The following is a 17,219-nucleotide window of genomic DNA, read 5'->3' on the forward strand; positions in this document are numbered from 1 at the left end:
CTGCTGGACTCGAACCAGCGACATACGGATTAACAGTCCGGCGTTCTACCAACTGAACTAAGGGGGAACAACTTTTTAACGCTTTAACCTGAAATTGGCTCCCCCTGCTGGACTCGAACCAGCGACATACGGATTAACAGTCCGGCGTTCTACCAACTGAACTAAGGGGGAAGAGGCATTGCTTGAATGCGAGGCGCATGTTAAAGGCTGCTCTGGTAGCTGTCAACACTCAAAAACACTTTGCCAGTGAAATCAGTTTGTTTGCTGCAAGAGTGCGCAAAAATGGGCTAAATCTGCACCGTTGAACGTATAAAAGGCGGTTTTTGCGTTATTTGGCGGCTAGCTGCCTTTATCGTCACCCTCGCGAAGGCGGAGGCCAGAGCCTTTGCAGGCGATCTGCAGTCTGATGGTTCTGCGCCACACGTCATGGATTCCCGCCTTCGCGGGAATGACGAGAAAAGAGGTGCGGGAATGACGACAGAACCACACAAGTTATACGGGGTTACTTAGCAGGTCATCAAGTTGCTGTGCAGATATGGTCGTGATGAGCCGGACGTTCCAAAGCACCACGCCGGGTTATCACAACAGAACGGTTTTCACGTCCGCGTCGGTTGCTAATGAAGAATGAGATTGATTGGCGAACCCAAGTCAATAATCTGCGTGGTCGAGTCGGCAAACAGATTTTGAGTAATTGCACTATTCTAATGTCAGGCAATGTTGCTGTTACAACACCAGCGATGGATACGTCTCAGACGGTGCAGGAAAGAGAAATATTTATTTTAGTTATCCGTGAAACAGTGGCTCTCGCCATGTATATATCATGGTGATATAAAGGTATATACATACTAATGATGCAATTTGACGCCAAGTCTGAGTAGCTTTTTTGTCTTTCCTTTAGTTCTTTGTGGTTTTTTATATCGGCTTTGCATCGACTTTCAGTATCTAAGTTTTTTTGACGATTCAATAAAAAATAGTATCAAGTTAATTTATTTGTCACAGAAACAGGCTTATAGTAGATGCGTGATTAAGGTGCAGACTTGACTATAAAGTCTATTTTTAGAGTGCATTTGTTCAATTAGAATGAACGCCGCGCCTTCGATTTTTAAGTACCAGTATGATGCTGGTCTTTAATAGCAGAGAAACAAAGGAGTGCTTTGATGTCGGATAAGAAAATTGTACTGGTTACCGGCGCCGCTGGCGGAATTGGTACAGAAGTGTGTCGCCTGTTTTTGAATAATGGATTCAAAGTGGTGGCGACACACCGTCCGGGTAAAGAAGAGCAGGCCAATCAATGGCTGCAGGAAGAAAAGCTGAACGGTAACGATATTCAATTGCTGGCGCTCGATGTCAGCGACCACAAGGCAGTCAGCGAAGTGCTGGCCGAAACCCTCCGTGATCTGGGACGCCTGGATGTACTGGTTAATAACGCCGGTATTACCCGTGATTCCACCTTCAAGAAGATGTCATGGGATCAGTGGCAGCAGGTGATGGAAACCAACCTTAATAGCCTGTTCAGCGTAACACAGCCCATCTTTAATTTGATGTGCGAGCAGGGCAACGGTCGCATTATTAATATTTCTTCGGTCAACGGACTGAAAGGCCAGTATGGCCAGGTAAACTATTCTGCCGCCAAAGCGGGCATGATTGGTTTTACCAAGGCGCTGGCTGCAGAAGGTGCCCGTTTCGGCGTTTGCGTCAATGCGGTCGCTCCCGGTTATACCGCCACGCCGATGGTTACGGCTATTCGTGAAGACGTACTGGACTCCATTAAAGCCACTATTCCCATGAAACGACTGGCAACCACAGAAGAAGTGGCCGGTGCGGTATTGTATCTGGCCGGTGAACACGGTGGTTACGTAACGGGTGAAACGCTGTCGGTCAACGGCGGCCTTTACATGCAATAACAGTAAGTCCCAACAATTTGTCATTTATAGTGAGAATTTAATTTATGTCTGAATCTGTATACATTGTTGCGGCAAAACGCACACCTATTGGTAGTTTCTGTGGTGCACTGAAAACGATTCCTGCGGCCGAGCTGGCCGGTATTGCCATTAAAGGCGCGCTGGCCCAGGCCGGACTGGCGGCCGAGCATGTTAATGAAGTCATCGTCGGCAACGTGATCAGTGCCGGCCAAGGCATGGGAATTGGTCGCCAGGCCGCCCTTGCCGGCGGTATTCCGGTTGGTGTTCCTGCCTATAGCCTGAACATGGTGTGTGGCAGTGGCATGAAGACATTGATGGACGCCTGCGCCCATATCAAGGCGGGTGATGCCGAGGTAGTGGTGGCCGCCGGTTGTGAAAACATGTCGCAAATTCCTTTCGTGGCGAAAGGCGATCTGCGCAATGGTCACAAAATGGGTGACATGGCCCTGAGTGATTTGCTGATTAACGACGGTCTCACCGACGTATTCAATAAATACCACATGGGCGTCACCGCCGAAAATGTGGTTGCGCAGGAAAATATCAGCCGCGAAGAGCAGGATGCGCTGGCCGTTGCCAGCCAGGCGAAAGCGGTTGCTGCCATTGAAGCGGGTCACTTCAAGGCCGAAATCGTGCCGGTAGAAGTGAAAGGCCGCAAAGAAACCGTGACTGTCGATACCGACGAGTATCCCAAGGCCGGTACCACCACCGAGACCCTGGCGCGTTTGCGGCCCGCGTTCAAGCGTGATGGTGGCTCCGTCACTGCCGGTAATGCTTCCGGTATCAACGATGGCGGCAGCGCCATTATTGTGGCCAGCAAGGCGGCGGTAGAGAAATATGGTCTGACGCCGTTGGCGGAAGTGGTCAGCTATGGTCAGGGTGGCGTTAACCCCGAAATCATGGGCCTGGGCCCGGTGCCGGCCATTGAGCAGGCACTGACGCGTGCCGGTCTTACCTTGGCACAAATGGAACGCCTGGAGCTGAACGAGGCTTTTGCCGGTCAGGCGCTGGGTGTGGTCAGACAACTGTCTGGCCAGCATGACGTGGCCGAGCAGGCGCTGCTGGAAAAAACCAACCCCAATGGGGGAGCCATTGCCCTGGGTCATCCGCTGGGTGCCTCCGGAAACCGTATTCTGGTGACCTTGCTCTATGAACTGCAGCGCAGCAACAGCGAGCTTGGTCTGGCATCACTGTGTGTCGGTGGTGGTATGGGTACCGCCGTGGTGCTGAAGCGCGTCTAACGGACGCCGTTACTGGCCTCTTTTATTAAGGAACACACTATGTACACGAATATTTTCCAGAACTTGAACGAGCAGACCGAAAAGACCTTTGGCCCTGTGCTGAAATTCAATCAGCTGGTCGCCAATAACTTTACCGCCCTGACCAATTTGCAGCTTGACGCTGCACGTCAGTATGCCGATATTGGTCTGGCTCAGCTTCAGTCCGGTAGTCAGGTCAAAGATGTACAGACTCTGTTGAGCAGCGGCTCCAAGCAGCTGGAAACCATGACTCGCATCAGTCAGCAGATGATGGAAGACGGCAAAAAGCTGGCCGAGCTGACCCAGGAATTCAAATCGGGTCTGGAAGCACTGGCGGCAGACGCACAGAAAAAATAATGTCTGTTAAGGGTTATCCCTTCAGCTGATACATATTGCAGGGAAGGGGCTTGACGGCTCCTTCCCGTTGTCGTTGCTGTTGGGTAGGTGCAATCTCTATCAGGGAAAGGCAATGCAACAAAATACGTTTAGCGGTAATGATCCCATCGGTCAGTTTTTTAACTGGAATGAAACCATGTGGTCAGAAATGCAAAAAGCCAAACTGGGTGATAATCCGGTCAGTCAGGCATTATCCCAGGTCAATTCCGATGATTTACAGGTTTTTTACCAGGCGGTGTCAACCAATCCCATGCGGCTGCTCGATATGCAGATGCAATGGTGGCAAGGTCAGCTGGCTATCTGTCAAAACAGCATGATTAGAAGCATGGATAACAGCACCGAAAGTCTGGTGGCCGATCCGCCCGGAGATCGACGCTTCAAGCATCAGTCCTGGAAAGATGATCCTCACTTCGATTTTATGCGCCAGTCCTACCTGCACTTTGCCAAGTCACTGACCGAGATGCTGGATGTGGTAGAAGGCGTGCCGGAGCCGGTTCGCCAGCGGCTGAGCTTTACCTTTCGTCAGACCATCAATGCGCTTGCACCAACCAACTTCATCTGGAGTAATCCGGAGCTGTTACAGCGCACCCTGGAAGAAAAAGGCGCCAACCTGGTCAAGGGCATAGAGTTGTTTCAGGAAGACATGGCCGCCAGTGCCGATCTGCTGAAAATCCGCATGACTCGCCAGGGCGCCTTTACTCTGGGACAGGATCTGGCCACCACGCCAGGTGAGGTGGTATTCAGAAACGATATTTTCGAATTGATCCAGTACGGTGCCAGTACCGATACCGTGCATCAGACCCCTTTGCTAATTATCCCGCCGTTTATCAACAAGTTTTATATTCTGGATCTGAAAGAACAGAATTCGCTGGTTGGCTGGCTACGTGATCAGGGACACACCGTCTTCATCATGTCCTGGCGCAACCCGGGCAAAGAACAGGCCAGCATCGGTTTTGCGGATCTGATCCATTCCGGCACCATGGAAGCGATTCGTGTCATCGAGCAAATCACCGCCGAGAAAGAAGTCAACGCCATTGGGTATTGTATCGGTGGTACCTTGCTGGCCTCTACCATGGCCCTGTATGCGGCCCGCCGCATGAAGCCACGCGTGAAGAGTGCCACTTTTCTGACCACCTTGCTGGACTTTACCCAGCCCGGTGAAGTCGGGGTCTTCATCAACGATCCGGTGATCAGCGCCATCGAACAGATGAGTGAGACCCAGGGCTTCTTCGATGGTCGGCAGATGGCGGTCACTTTCAGTCTGTTGCGGGAAAACAGCCTGTACTGGAACTACTACATCGATAATTATCTCAAGGGACAAGAACCTTCGGATTTCGATATCCTGTACTGGAACAGCGACAGCACCAACCTGAGCGCCGCCTGTGCCCGCTTTTTACTGCGCGAGCTGTATCTCAATAATCGTCTGAGCCAGCCGGGCGAGGTCAAGGTGGGTAACTTTGGTATCGATCTGGGCAAGGTCAAGACGCCGAGTTACTTCCTGTCGACCAAGGAAGATCATATCGCCCTGTGGGACTCGACCTTCAAGGGCTCAGGCTTGCTTGGCGGGGATACCACGCTGGTACTGGGAGAGTCCGGCCATGTGGCCGGGGTAGTCAATCCGCCGAGTAAAAACAAGTACGGCTATTGGCTGACGGATGCGCCGTTCGATACGCCGGAGCAGTGGCTGGCGTCGGCCAGGCGCGAGGCAGGCTCCTGGTGGACCCACTGGCAACAATGGGTCACACCCCATCTGGGTGATTCGTCGGTGCCGGCTCGTGCGGTTGGCTCCGAGGAATGCCCGGGCCTGATGCCGGCCCCGGGCCGCTATGTACAGCAGACGCTACCGGTTGAAGACTAAGCGGATATCGCGCCTGTAGCGGTGTGATGAAACATTACTTCAATAATGCAGTGAAGGGATGGGCGCAAGCCCATCCCTTTTTACATTCAACTGGCGGTCATTCCACCAGCATCCGGTTTTTTGGTTGGCAAAACCGGTTATTCCCGCTCTGGCTATTGAGCAGCGGGCGGAGATCATGGATCATGGACGTTTGATTATGTCATTCCCACGTTCGAGGTGCATGAATGAGTCAGGCGGACCATCGTCCCAGCAATTTTATTCGTCAAATCATTGATGAAGACTTAGCCAGCGGCAAACATCAGTCGGTGCAGACCCGCTTTCCACCCGAGCCGAATGGATATCTGCATATTGGCCATGCCAAATCCATCTGTCTGAATTTCGGTATCGCACAGGACTATCACGGCCAGTGTAATCTGCGCTTCGATGATACCAACCCGGAAAAAGAGAGTGTCGAATACGTCGAGTCGATCCAGCGCGATGTACAGTGGTTAGGCTTTGACTGGAGTGGCGATATTCGTTATTCCTCCAACTATTTCGACCAGCTGTATGGCTATGCCGTCGAGTTGATCGAGAAAGGGCTGGCCTATGTCGACGAGTTGACCCCCGAGCAGATTCGTGAGTATCGCGGTACCCTGACCTCACCGGGCCGCAGCAGCCCTTACCGGGAGCGGTCGGTTGAGGAAAACCTGAGCCTGTTTACCCGCATGCGCAACGGTGACTTTGCGGAAGGCACCGCCTGTCTGCGGGCTAAAATCGACATGGCATCGCCTTTTATGGTGCTGCGTGATCCCGTGTTGTACCGGGTGCGTTTTGCCCACCATCACCAGACCGGTGACAAGTGGTGCATCTACCCCATGTATGACTTTACCCACTGTATTTCGGACGCCATCGAAGGCATCAGCCATTCGCTGTGTACTCTGGAGTTCCAGGATAACCGTCGCCTGTACGACTGGGTGCTGGACAACATCAGTATCGAGTGTCATCCGCGGCAGTACGAGTTCTCTCGACTCAACCTGGAATACACAGTGATGTCGAAGCGCAAGCTCAATCAGCTGGTGACCGACGGACATGTGGAAGGCTGGGATGATCCGCGTATGCCGACCATCTCCGGTTTGCGTCGCCGCGGTTATACCCCGGCGTCCATTCGCGAGTTTTGCCTGCGGATCGGTGTTACCAAGCAGGACAACACCGTAGAAATGGGCATGCTGGAAGCCTGTATTCGGGACGATCTGAACGAGAATGCACCACGGGCCATGGCGGTCTTGCGTCCGGTGCGGCTGGTGATCGAGAACCTGGCCGAGGAGCACGAAGAAACGCTGAATGCTCCCAATCACCCCAACAAGCCGGAAATGGGGCTGCGCGAGCTGCCTTTTACCCGCGACATCTTCATTGATGAAGCGGACTTCCGTGAAGAGGCCAACAAGAAATACAAGCGGCTGGTACTGGGCAAGGAAGTACGGTTGCGCAACGCCTATGTGATCAAGGCCGAGCGGGTAGAAAAAGATGCCGATGGCAACATCACCACCATTTTCTGCAGCTACGATCCCGACACCCTGGGCAAGGACCCGGCCGATGGCCGCAAGGTCAAGGGCGTGATCCACTGGGTATCTGCCCGGCACGGGGTGCCGGCCGAGGTGCGTCTGTATGACCGGTTATTCAATGTGCCCAACCCGGGTGCCGCCGAGTCGTTTGAAGCGGCGTTGAATCCGGGGTCGTTGCAGGTGCTGAGCGGCGCCGTGGTTGAGCCGTCATTGTGCAAGGCCGAGCCTGAACATGCGTTTCAGTTCGAGCGTGAAGGCTACTTCTGCCGGGACAGCAAGGCAGAAGGCATGGTGTTCAACCTGACGGTGGCACTGCGCGATTCATGGGGCAAGGAAGAGGGCTGAATACCCTTATTCAAGCCATAAAAAAAGCCGCAGTCGACTGCGGCTTTTTTAATGCTGATGGTTGACGATCAATGGTGTTCGTCATTATGGCTGCACTCATCGTTCAGGCAGTGCCCATACAGATACAGGCTATGATTGGTCAGCTTGATATTATATTGGGCGGCAATATCACGCTGGCGCTGCTCTATGGTTTCGTCGTGGAACTCGATGACCTTGCCACAGTCGAGGCATACCAGATGATCATGATGTTCCTGAGTGGCTAGTTCAAATACCGATTTTCCGCCTTCAAAATGGTGGCGAGCGACAATACCGGCGTCATCGAACTGATTTAGCACGCGATAAACCGTGGCCAGGCCAATCTCTTCACCCTGATCAATCAGTAGCTTGTAAAGATCCTCCGCACTAACGTGCTGGGTTTCGGGTTGCTGCAGCAACTCAAGAATCTTGACGCGGGGGAGCGTGACTTTGAGGCCTGCTTTCTTCAGCGCTTGATTGTTGTCAGCCATAAGAATAATGTTTCGCATTTCGTTTGGTTATTGCTTTCATTGTGCTTGTTCCCGACGCTAAAGGCAACCGCAATCTGGCTTTGTCACAGATCCACAAGCTCGGGCGAGAGGCCTGCCCATTGCTGCTTATCTTTGTTAATATCAGGTACAGTTACACTGGTCTGATGAGATAAATGAAGCTGATATTTTCCCGCCCTCGGTTACTGAAGACACTCTTGAATTGCTGGCCGCCTTTTTGGGGAGCCGGTATCCGTATCGAACAGCTCAGTCATGATTACAGCTACTGCCGGGTGGGGCTGGTACTGCGCTGGTGGAATAAAAATGCCAATGGTACCCAGTATGGTGGCAGCCTGTTTTCGATGACGGATCCGCTCTACTCGATGTTGCTGATGGCGTTGTTGGGGCCGGATTATCTGGTGTGGGACCGGGCCGGCAGCGTGACGTTTCTCAAGCCGGGCAGGGGGCGAGTTTATGCGGATATTCATTTGAGTCGAGAGCGGCTGGATGAGATACTGCGGGCGACGGAGGGCGGAGAAAAATATTTTCCTCGTTTTCGCATCAACATCGTGGACGAGCAGGGAAATCTGGTCGCCGAAGTCGAGCGCACGCTCTACGTGCGCAAAAAACAAACAAATAAATGATATATCAGGGTGTTAAGCAAAATTTCCTACTGTCATGATTTATAAAATAATTTGCGATAAGCAGGGAACTTCGTCCATACTTAGCTTGCCTAAGTGGTCTTTTGACTCCCATACAAACAAGGAGCAAGTAATGCGTAATAAAATGATGTTGGTTGGTGGTGTTGTAGGTACTCTGCTGCTGGCAGGTTGTAGCTCTACTGATGCTCTGGAAACCAAAATGGACAGCCTGGCCCAGGACGTACAAGCCGTTCAGCAAGGCCAGCAAATGAACTCTGCCAAGATCGATCGTCTGGCTGCCGACGTTGCCGAAGCCCGCGCTTCTGCCGACCGCGCCAACTCTCGTCTGGATCAGATGGGCCGTTACACCAAGTAATTTGGTACGACGGAAAAAAGCCTGGCTCATGCCAGGCTTTTTTATGTCTGCTATCCGGAGGTGGGCTTACGGTAATTGCCCCACCAGCTGCGGCATGCCTTGCTGGCTCTGGATGACCTGTTCAATCAGTTGACGGTCGGCGCCCTGCTCCAGCAGTGGCGCGAGCTGGGTCATATCCAGGGGGCGTTCATCTGCCAGGCCTTCGGGGGTCAGGGGCTCGTGGGCCTCAACAAAGGTCTGACCGTATTGATCGGTACTGACCTTGAGTGCCTGATTGACGATTTGCACCTGAGTACCGCTATCAACCTGGGCAAACAGCCATTCCACATGCTCGGGGTACATGCGAATACAGCCGGCGCTGGCACGCAGACCCACATCCAGCGGGTCATTGGTACCGTGGATCAGGTACTCGCCACGGCCATAAGCCAGACGCATGGCATATTCACCCAATGGATTATCGGGTCCGGCAGGAACCACGGCCGGCAATGGCAGGCCTTTTGCCTCATACTCGCGCCGGGTGGTGGCGGTGGGCGTCCAGGTCGGATTCTTGCGCATCTGGCTGATACGGGTAATCATCTCGGGGGTGGCCCGACCGACCCGGCCGATACCGATGGGAAACACATAGACTTCACCACCCTGCTCCGGGTAATAGTACAGTCTCAGCTCGGCGAGATTGATGACGATACCTGTCGTTTCCGCCCGGGGTAGCAACAGTTGATTGGGAATCACCACCTGTTGCCCCGGTTTCAGCAAAAACAGGTCCTGATCCGGGTTGGCCGCCAGCATCAATATCGGGCTGACGCCGTAATAGCGTGCCAGGCTGGCCAGGGTGTCACCGTCCTGAGCGGTGTGCAGCAGTATCTGCCCCACCGGTTGGCCTCGATCCTCCGGCAGGGGGAGTGGGTTGATGTTGGCCCGGGCCAGTGCCGCGGGCAGCAAGAGTATCAACAGTAAAACACCTAATCTTTTCATCTGTGTTCTCGTGGGAATGTTGGAGTGATTGAATGACCATCATCGTATCATGGGCACAAAAAAGGGACGCGCCCATCGCGTCCCTTAGTAGACCTTAAAGCGCGGCTTACGCTTCCAGCTCTTTTAAGCACATTTCTTCATATACCTGTTTACACCAGTCTTTAACCCGGCTTTGCGTCAGCTCGGGTTGACGATCCTCATCGATCCCCAGACCGATGAAATGAGCATCATCTACCAGGGCGCGTGAGGCTTCAAAGTCGTAGCCTTCGGTCGGCCAGTGACCCACAATAATGGCACCCTTGGGTTCTATGATTTCACGCAGGGTGCCCATGGCATCGAGGAAGTATTCGGCGTAGTCTTCCTGATCGCCACAGCCGAACAGTGCGACCAGCTTGTCGTTGAAGTCGATGTTCTCCAGCTCGGGGAAAAAGTCGTCCCAGTCAGCCTGAGATTCGCCGTAGTACCAGGTAGGGATACCCAGTAGCAGCAAGTCGAAACCGGCGATGTCCTCTTTGGTGCTCTTGGCAATGTCATGCACCTCTATCAGATGCTTGCCCAGCTCTTTCTGGATCATCTTGGCCACGGCTTCGGTGTTGCCGGTGTCACTTCCAAAAAACAGACCTACACTTGCCATAATAATGCTGTACCTGTCGAAAATGTGGGTGGTCAGGCCGCCCGGCCTAATTGCCATCCTGCTGCTCAAGTTGTTGCAACAGCAAAGCCTGGATCAATTCGGCCCGGCTGAGCTGCTGCTCGGCGGCCAGTAAGTTCAATCTACTCAACAATTGTTCGTCTACTTTCAGCTCTATGCGACGAAGACCACGTTCGCGATCACGCTTGAGCTGATTGCGCTTGTTGAGTTTGAGTTGGGCTTCCCGGGGCAGGGGATTGGTCTTGGGCCTGCCGCGCCGGCGTTCGTCGGCGAACAAATCCAGCGTGGTTCTGTCAGTATCTTGCTTGGCCATGAATTAACCGACACCGCCTCCTTCCCAGACGGCCTCGATAATGCCCTTGGCCACAAAGCCGGCACAGCCCAGAAACAGCACTGCCCAGACGATGTAACGGCCAAATTTGGGCACATTGCCTCGTTTGAGTACATCCTGAATAGCCAGTCCGATCAACAGAAATATCGCCACGAAAAACAGCTTGAGACCGAGGGTTTCCAGTAGCTCGATTTGTTCCAATGACATCTTGTTGTCCGACCCTGTAAATTGAGCGCCACTATATCATAAAGGATTTGAGCCTGTTAACTGGCCTCGGCCAGGAAATCCAGCACCAGGCGATTGAACAGCTGGGGCTTTTCCGCATGCAGCCAGTGGCCGGCCCCCGGGATCACCTTGGCCCGGGCCCGGGGGAACTGCTGCACGACCTGTGACTGGTGTTCGGGTAGCAGATAGTCGGACTCGCTGCCCTTGATAAACAGCACCGGCCCCGAATAAGGCTGCTCGACCCCGGGCCAGTCCATGATATTGCGATAATGGCTGAACAACACCGGCACGTTGAAGCGCCAGGGGGCGGTGCTGTTCGGGACAAAGGATTTCAACAAAAACTGACGAACCCCGGCGATCTGCACATGCCGGCTCAACACCTCGTCGGCGGTTTTTCGGTCACGGCAACCGGCCTCGGTCACGGCCTGCAACCCCTTGAATACCTCGTCATGGCGGGCCTGGGTATAGGTCACCGGCGCCATGTCGGCCACCACCAGTCCGCCAATGGTGTCCGGGGCCAGCCCGGCGGCCATCATGGCAATTTTGCCACCCATGGAATGCCCGACGAGAATGGGACGCTCGAGTTGCAGTTGCTCGCTCAGGTGCAGAATGTCTTCGGCCATGTCGCGATAATTCATGTGCTCGCTACGCGGTGACAAACCGTGATTGCGGACATCCACGGCGATCACGTCGAAATGCTCGGACAGTGACTTGCTGAGTCCGTTCAGGTTATCCAGGCTGCCGAACAGACCGTGGATGACGATCACCGGTCGACCTTGCCCCTGGCGGCGAAAATTCAGTTGCATGTGTATTTCCAGACGAGGAATCGAGGGCAATATTGTTGCCTGCCAATGCGGGCGGTGCAACCTGCTTGGGCCTGTGGTCCGCTCCATGTATAATCAGGCTCCGTCATTGGGAGTGGACATGCCAGAAAACATGATGAAAACCATAGAGGTAGATGAAGATCTTTATCGTTATATTGCCAGCAACACCCGGCATATCGGTGAAAGTGCCTCGGATATTCTACGGCGCCTGCTGAAACTGGAACCGATAGCGGCGACCGATGAGCCGTTACCGGCTACGCCGCCGACACCCGCAGCCCAGCCGGGGCGTGGGGTGGTACAGATGCTTGAGGGAGGCGAGCTGGCGGAACAGGAATCCGCTATCGATCGTTTCATGCATATTCTGTCGGTGCTGTACCGCGAAAATCCGTCGGCCTTCTCGCAGGCCAGCGACATCAAGGGCCGCAAGCGCATTTATTTTGCCGACGACGAAGCGGCGCTGCTTGCCTGCGGTAATACCACCAAGCCGAAAGCGATTGAAGGCAGCCCTTACTGGGTGATTACCAACACCAATACCGGTCGAAAGCGCAATATCGTGGCGCAGCTGATGGCGGCCATGGGCTATCCGCACGGGTTGATCGAACGGGTGTGTCAAAGCATCTGATAAATTATTAAGGACGTATTTGATGAGTACAGACCCGAGAGCCGGAATGCCGGCCAATGCCGCCGATCTGGTGAATGTGCCGCGGCTGATGGCAGCGTATTACCAGCTACGGCCCGACGTGACCAAGGTTGGGCAAAAGGTGGCGTTCGGCACCTCCGGACATCGGGGCTGCGCCCTGGATATCGGCTTTAACGAGCGGCATATTCATGCCATCTGCCAGGCCATCGCCGAATATCGCCGGCAACAGGGACTGACCGGTCCACTGTTTCTGGGCATGGACACCCATGCGTTGTCGGAAGCGGCCTGGGGATCGGCACTTGAAGTACTGACGGCCAATGGGATAGAGGTCAGAATTCAGCCGGAGCGAGGCTATACGCCGACGCCGGTAATATCTCATGCCATTCTTAATCACAACAAAGCCCATCCCGATACGCTGGCGGACGGCATCGTGATCACGCCTTCGCATAATCCTCCTCGCGATGGGGGCATCAAATACAATGGTGCCGACGGTGGGCCAGCGTCAAGCGAAGCCACCGGCTGGATTCAGGACAGAGCCAACGCGCTGATTGCCGCCGATGATAACGGTATTCTTACCCAGCCTCTGACAACGGCATTGACTCAGGCGGTGCCCTTCGATTACATCAATCATTATGTTGCGGAGCTGGGCGAAGTTGTCAACATGGCCGCCATTCGTGACGCCGGCATTCGCATCGGTATCGATCCCCTGGGCGGGGCCGGCCTGGCCTATTGGGCTCCTATCGCCGAACGCTATGGTCTGGATATCACGGTAGTGAATCCCTGTCAGGAGCCGACCTTTTCCTTCATGACGCTGGATCATGACGGCAAGATCCGCATGGACTGCTCCAGTCCTTACTCCATGGCCAACCTGCTGGCGATGAAGAATGACTTCGATATCGCCTGTGGCAATGATCCCGATTACGATCGTCATGGCATCGTCGACGCCGACGGCCTGATGAACCCCAATCATTATCTGGCCGTGTGTATTCATTATTTGTTCACCCACAGAGCCGACTGGTCGGCAGACCTGGCGGTCGGCAAGACCCTGGTGTCCTCTTCCATGATCGATCGGGTGGCAGACAAATTGGGACGCCGCTTGATGGAGGTACCGGTCGGATTCAAGTGGTACGTCAAGGAGCTGATGGACGGTCAACTGGGCTTTGTCGGGGAAGAAAGCGCCGGGGCGTCTTTTTTACGGATGAACGGCGAAGTATGGAGTACCGATAAAGACGGCTTTATTCCTTCTCTGCTGGCGGCGGAAATACTCGCCGTCACCGGGCTGACACCGCACCGGTATTATGCGCAGCTGACGGCCGAGCTGGGCCAGCCGGTGTATCGCCGTGTCGATGCGCCCGCCACCCCGGCCCAGAAACAGGTGCTGGCGCAACTGGATGCCGAGGCTATTGATGCCGATACCCTGGCCGGAGACCCCATTATCGCGCGCTTGACCCGGGCGCCGGGGAACGGGGCCGCGATTGGCGGACTCAAGGTGGTGACCGAGCAGGGCTGGTTTGCGGCGCGCCCCAGCGGCACCGAGCAGGTCTACAAGATTTATGCGGAAAGTTTTCGGGGTGATACCCACCTCGAGACGCTGATCCGGGAAGCACAACAGCTGGTTGGCGCCACCTTCGCCAAGGCCGGCGTTTAACCGAAAGCAGGGGCAGCCATGCTGCCCCTTTGACTCACCTCGATGTTCTACTCCCCCGCTGTTTTCTTTATTTATTTTTCAGATTCACCAGCATTCGTGCACGCTGCATAATCATACGGTCAGATGACTGATAACCGCATGAATTATCATGATTTATGCCAGTTAACTCATCCGGAGCCGCTAACGGCCTCATTCGCTTCCACGTTGCTCGCATATAGACTGCGTCATCGCTAGACTTTAGTACTGCAATCGTGTCTTATCACCCTCGGATATTTTGATTTTATCGGTATTATTGGAGGTAAATGTGAACGGAAGCCGGCTCGATGATTTTTTAGCGCTCAGCAGGGCGCATCCCTGGGAGCTTGCTCCCTTCAGCGAGTCCTTGCCCGACGGTGGTCAGGTTCAGGTATGGGATACCGGGGTCTTGTGCATTGAGCCGGCCATGCCGGGCAATCGGGATCTGGTGCTGTCTTGCGGCATACACGGCAATGAAACCGCGCCTATCGAGCTGTGCGAACGGCTGCTGAATGCCATATTGAGTGGCCGTTTAACCTGTCGGCAACGACTGCTGTTTATTTTCGGTAACCCGGCGGCGATGAATCTGGGCGTGCGTGAAGTGGAAGAAAACCTCAATCGATTGTTTTCCGGCGCCCATGCCCGGGGCGAGCGACGCAATCACGAGCGCACACGGGCGGCCCGGCTGGAGCAGTATGTTAGCCGTTTCTTTCGGGCCCGGGAGGGTGCCGAGCGACTGCATTACGATCTGCATACCGCCATTCGGCCCTCGGCATACGAAAAGTTCGCCATCTATCCCTTCACGCACGGTGCACCCTATAGTCGCCGGCAGCTGGCTTTTTTGAGCAGCGCCGGGGTCGATACCATACTGCTGGCCCATGGCCCGACCACCACCTTCAGCTACTTCAGCGCCCATGGCTTCGGCGCCCATGCCTTTACCGTGGAGCTGGGCAAGGTGATGCCCTTTGGTCAGAACGACGCCCGCCGTTTTGCCGCCATGGAGCAAAATCTGGAACAACTGATAGGTGATCCCGACTGGCAGCCGCCTGCGTTTGACCTTGACCAGATTCGTGTATTCAGGGTATGTCAGGAGATTATCAAGCAGAGTGAACAATTCTGTTTTCATTTTTCCGATGGGGTGGCCAACTTCAGCGCCTTTCCCGCCGGAACCCGGCTGGCCGAAGATGGCGAGCAACAGTGGTTTGCCCGCGAGCCGGAAGAGGCGGTGGTGTTTCCCAATGCCGGGGTCACCGAGGGGCAGCGCGCCGCGCTGATGGTGGCAGCGACCACGCTGACGGCCGACATGCTGGTATGACCCCGAAAGCACTGTATACAATGAATTGGATCACAGTAGTATGATTTTTTGTTTATTTTTGTGAACAAAATGTAGATTTACGGTGTCGGTCTGTGTAATTATTTTTGTGTCTAGAATAAAGCCGAATACATACCACTGACGCCGTTTAAATGAATAAAAATCAGGACGTCATACTTCAAGAATGTGAGGGAATCACGAATATGAAGCAACTCAGCAAGCGCATCTTTACCGTCTCCGCCCTGGCTCTGGCCGTTTCTGCCGCTCCTCAGGTAAGCGCCGCCACCTGGTCCGACACCTACATCGGTTATCGTTATGGCTCTAACTTCACCGAACCAAGCAATCCCAAGGATGTGGAAAAACACATTCTGCAGCTGACCCACGCCAGCGGTTATGCCTACGGCCAGAACTTCTTCAACCTGGATCTGCTGCAGTCTGACGATATGGATCCAGCCAATGGTAGTGCTCGTGGCGAAGGTGACGGCGCATTGGAAGCCTATCTGACCTACCGTCACCAGCTGCATCTGGGCAAGGTGCTGGACAAGGATCTGAGCTTCGGTCCGGTGAAGGAAGTGGCCCTGAGTGCCGGCTTCGATCTCAATACCAAGAACACCCAATTTGCACCGCGTAAGCAATTGCTGCTGGTGGGTCCGACTCTGAAGTTTGATTTGCCCAAAGGTTTTGCTGATCTGACAGCTTTTTACGCTTACGAGCGAAACCACTGCGGGGCTCCCTTCTGCCAACAGAGCGATATCAGTTTTGATCCCTATTATGTGATTAACCTGGCCTGGGGTGTACCGTTTAACGCCGGTCCGGTACCGATGAAGTTCCAGGGCTTCGGTAACTACAATGGCGCAAAGGGTGAGGATTACAACTTTAATGAAACCAAACCCGAAGTGCTGGTACGTACCTCGCTGATGGTGGATGTGGGTCAACTGGCGTTCGACAAGAGCAACACCCTGTGGGCCGGTGTCGGCTACGAATACTGGGATAACAAGTTTGGTAACCACGGCAAGGATGGTGTCGACACTCGTGCGCCGACTTTCCAGATGGAATGGCACTTCTAAGCCTGTTCCCAGCCTCTGTGTTATCTGTCCTTGTAAAAAAGAGCGCCTCGGCGCTCTTTTTTTTTGCTGTGTTTTTACCCTCGAGTCATGAGGACTCGTTAGCCCGATTTTCGGCGGTGGTCGGTGTCGATGGCGCGGCTGTCGCCGGCTCGGCGGCCTTGGGCACCTTGGGACCGAAGGGATAGCGGCGATGGGTAAAGATATAGTGATACAGGCTGGCGAAACCGACCATGAACAGGCTGCCGAGCAGGGTGGGCACCATAAAGTCCATCGGAGGCAGATGAGCGCCGGACAGATAAATAAGAATCGGGTTGGCGCCCGCCGGCGGGTGCAGGGTGTCGGTTAAGACCATCAGGGTAATGCCGAGACCAAAGCTGGTGGCCAGCCCCAGCATGGGGTCGGGTATCAGCGCCATGCCGAGCACGGCGATACCGCTGGTCAGCAGGTGGCCCAGAATGACGTTTTTGGGGCGAGACAGCGGGGCGGAGGGTAGCAGCAGCAGCAGTACCAGGGTGGCACCCAGCGGGGCGCTCAGCACCATCAAATGGGCCCAGCTTTTGAGATAGCTCAGTAGAATCACCGCGACAAAGGCCGCCAGGCCGGCGAGGGTGGCGTCGCGCAGTCGGTGTTTAAAGTGCATAAAACCTCGATGAAAAAACGGGATAGCGTGCGAGAGTAGGTTAACGGATAAATTG

18 protein-coding genes and 1 tRNA gene are annotated in these 17,219 nt (G+C 54.4%); 11 read left to right on the top strand and 8 right to left on the bottom strand.

Going from position 1 to position 17,219, the window contains the following annotated elements:
• Positions 1 to 95: 95 nt before the first annotated feature.
• Positions 96 to 171: transfer RNA gene (locus Q0753_RS13125), tRNA-Asn, on the bottom strand.
• A gap of 986 nt (positions 172 to 1,157) precedes the next feature.
• On the opposite strand from Q0753_RS13125, the gene phbB reads away from it, so the two are divergent.
• From phbB to glnS, 5 genes are all read left to right on the top strand, one after another.
• Entirely contained in the window at positions 1,158 to 1,904 is a 747-nt protein-coding gene (gene phbB / locus Q0753_RS13130; RefSeq protein WP_298721848.1) for an acetoacetyl-CoA reductase, read from the top strand.
• 44 nt (positions 1,905 to 1,948) lie between these two features.
• Positions 1,949 to 3,160, top strand: coding sequence for an acetyl-CoA C-acetyltransferase (locus tag Q0753_RS13135; RefSeq protein WP_298721851.1), 1,212 nt, complete (start codon positions 1,949 to 1,951; stop codon positions 3,158 to 3,160).
• 39 nt (positions 3,161 to 3,199) lie between these two features.
• Positions 3,200 to 3,535 (top strand): phasin family protein, encoded by a 336-nt coding sequence (locus Q0753_RS13140; RefSeq protein ID WP_298721854.1) that lies wholly within the window; start codon positions 3,200 to 3,202, stop codon positions 3,533 to 3,535.
• Positions 3,536 to 3,647: 112 nt separating this feature from the next.
• Positions 3,648 to 5,432 carry a class I poly(R)-hydroxyalkanoic acid synthase gene (gene phaC, locus Q0753_RS13145; protein WP_298721857.1) on the top strand — a complete coding sequence of 595 codons (1,785 nt, stop codon included), beginning with the start codon at positions 3,648 to 3,650 and terminating at the stop codon, positions 5,430 to 5,432.
• A gap of 224 nt (positions 5,433 to 5,656) precedes the next feature.
• Positions 5,657 to 7,318 (top strand): glutamine--tRNA ligase, encoded by a 1,662-nt coding sequence (gene glnS / locus Q0753_RS13150; protein WP_298721860.1) that lies wholly within the window; start codon positions 5,657 to 5,659, stop codon positions 7,316 to 7,318.
• A gap of 68 nt (positions 7,319 to 7,386) precedes the next feature.
• On the opposite strand, the gene fur is transcribed toward glnS, so the two are convergent.
• The gene (fur, locus tag Q0753_RS13155) at positions 7,387 to 7,824 is read right to left on the bottom strand and encodes a ferric iron uptake transcriptional regulator (protein WP_298721863.1); all 438 of its coding nucleotides are present in this window, start codon (positions 7,822 to 7,824) and stop codon (positions 7,387 to 7,389) included.
• A 173-nt stretch (positions 7,825 to 7,997) separates the two neighbouring features.
• Between fur and Q0753_RS13160 the strand changes: the two genes are divergently transcribed.
• Both Q0753_RS13160 and Q0753_RS13165 read left to right on the top strand, forming a co-directional pair.
• Entirely contained in the window at positions 7,998 to 8,465 is a 468-nt protein-coding gene (locus tag Q0753_RS13160) for a DUF4442 domain-containing protein (protein WP_298721866.1), read from the top strand.
• 130 nt (positions 8,466 to 8,595) lie between these two features.
• A complete protein-coding gene (locus tag Q0753_RS13165) occupies positions 8,596 to 8,838 on the top strand; it encodes an LPP leucine zipper domain-containing protein (RefSeq protein WP_104485520.1) in 243 nt (80 codons plus the stop codon).
• Positions 8,839 to 8,904: 66 nt separating this feature from the next.
• Here Q0753_RS13165 and Q0753_RS13170 read toward each other — a convergent pair whose 3' ends face one another.
• The 5 genes from Q0753_RS13170 to Q0753_RS13190 all read right to left on the bottom strand — a co-directional run bounded on the left by Q0753_RS13170 (position 8,905) and on the right by Q0753_RS13190 (position 11,824).
• The gene (locus tag Q0753_RS13170; protein ID WP_298721874.1) at positions 8,905 to 9,810 is read right to left on the bottom strand and encodes a L,D-transpeptidase family protein; all 906 of its coding nucleotides are present in this window, start codon (positions 9,808 to 9,810) and stop codon (positions 8,905 to 8,907) included.
• A 106-nt stretch (positions 9,811 to 9,916) separates the two neighbouring features.
• Positions 9,917 to 10,444 (bottom strand): flavodoxin FldA, encoded by a 528-nt coding sequence (gene fldA, locus Q0753_RS13175; RefSeq protein ID WP_298721876.1) that lies wholly within the window; start codon positions 10,442 to 10,444, stop codon positions 9,917 to 9,919.
• Between the two features lie 46 nt (positions 10,445 to 10,490).
• Positions 10,491 to 10,775 carry a LexA regulated protein gene (gene ybfE, locus Q0753_RS13180; RefSeq protein ID WP_298721880.1) on the bottom strand — a complete coding sequence of 95 codons (285 nt, stop codon included), beginning with the start codon at positions 10,773 to 10,775 and terminating at the stop codon, positions 10,491 to 10,493.
• Between the two features lie 3 nt (positions 10,776 to 10,778).
• The gene (locus tag Q0753_RS13185) at positions 10,779 to 11,000 is read right to left on the bottom strand and encodes a DUF2788 domain-containing protein (protein WP_298721883.1); all 222 of its coding nucleotides are present in this window, start codon (positions 10,998 to 11,000) and stop codon (positions 10,779 to 10,781) included.
• A gap of 56 nt (positions 11,001 to 11,056) precedes the next feature.
• Positions 11,057 to 11,824, bottom strand: coding sequence for an alpha/beta fold hydrolase (locus Q0753_RS13190; protein ID WP_298721886.1), 768 nt, complete (start codon positions 11,822 to 11,824; stop codon positions 11,057 to 11,059).
• Between the two features lie 133 nt (positions 11,825 to 11,957).
• Here Q0753_RS13190 and seqA point away from each other — a divergent pair, with 133 nt between their 5' ends.
• The 4 genes from seqA to Q0753_RS13210 all read left to right on the top strand — a co-directional run bounded on the left by seqA (position 11,958) and on the right by Q0753_RS13210 (position 16,524).
• Positions 11,958 to 12,464 carry a replication initiation negative regulator SeqA gene (seqA, locus tag Q0753_RS13195; protein ID WP_298722061.1) on the top strand — a complete coding sequence of 169 codons (507 nt, stop codon included), beginning with the start codon at positions 11,958 to 11,960 and terminating at the stop codon, positions 12,462 to 12,464.
• 22 nt (positions 12,465 to 12,486) lie between these two features.
• Positions 12,487 to 14,130: a phosphoglucomutase (alpha-D-glucose-1,6-bisphosphate-dependent) gene (gene pgm, locus Q0753_RS13200; protein ID WP_298721889.1), complete on the top strand. Its 1,644-nt coding sequence runs from the start codon at positions 12,487 to 12,489 to the stop codon at positions 14,128 to 14,130.
• A gap of 304 nt (positions 14,131 to 14,434) precedes the next feature.
• A complete protein-coding gene (gene astE, locus Q0753_RS13205; protein ID WP_298721892.1) occupies positions 14,435 to 15,460 on the top strand; it encodes a succinylglutamate desuccinylase in 1,026 nt (341 codons plus the stop codon).
• Between the two features lie 200 nt (positions 15,461 to 15,660).
• Positions 15,661 to 16,524 (top strand): hypothetical protein, encoded by an 864-nt coding sequence (locus tag Q0753_RS13210; protein ID WP_298721894.1) that lies wholly within the window; start codon positions 15,661 to 15,663, stop codon positions 16,522 to 16,524.
• Between the two features lie 85 nt (positions 16,525 to 16,609).
• Here the strand turns inward: Q0753_RS13210 and Q0753_RS13215 are convergent, their stop codons facing one another.
• Positions 16,610 to 17,164 carry an HPP family protein gene (locus Q0753_RS13215; protein WP_298721896.1) on the bottom strand — a complete coding sequence of 185 codons (555 nt, stop codon included), beginning with the start codon at positions 17,162 to 17,164 and terminating at the stop codon, positions 16,610 to 16,612.
• Positions 17,165 to 17,219 lie beyond the last annotated feature (55 nt).

It is taken from the genome of uncultured Oceanisphaera sp. (genome assembly GCF_947495715.1).
In the GTDB taxonomy this organism is placed as follows: domain Bacteria; phylum Pseudomonadota; class Gammaproteobacteria; order Enterobacterales; family Aeromonadaceae; genus Oceanimonas; species Oceanimonas sediminis.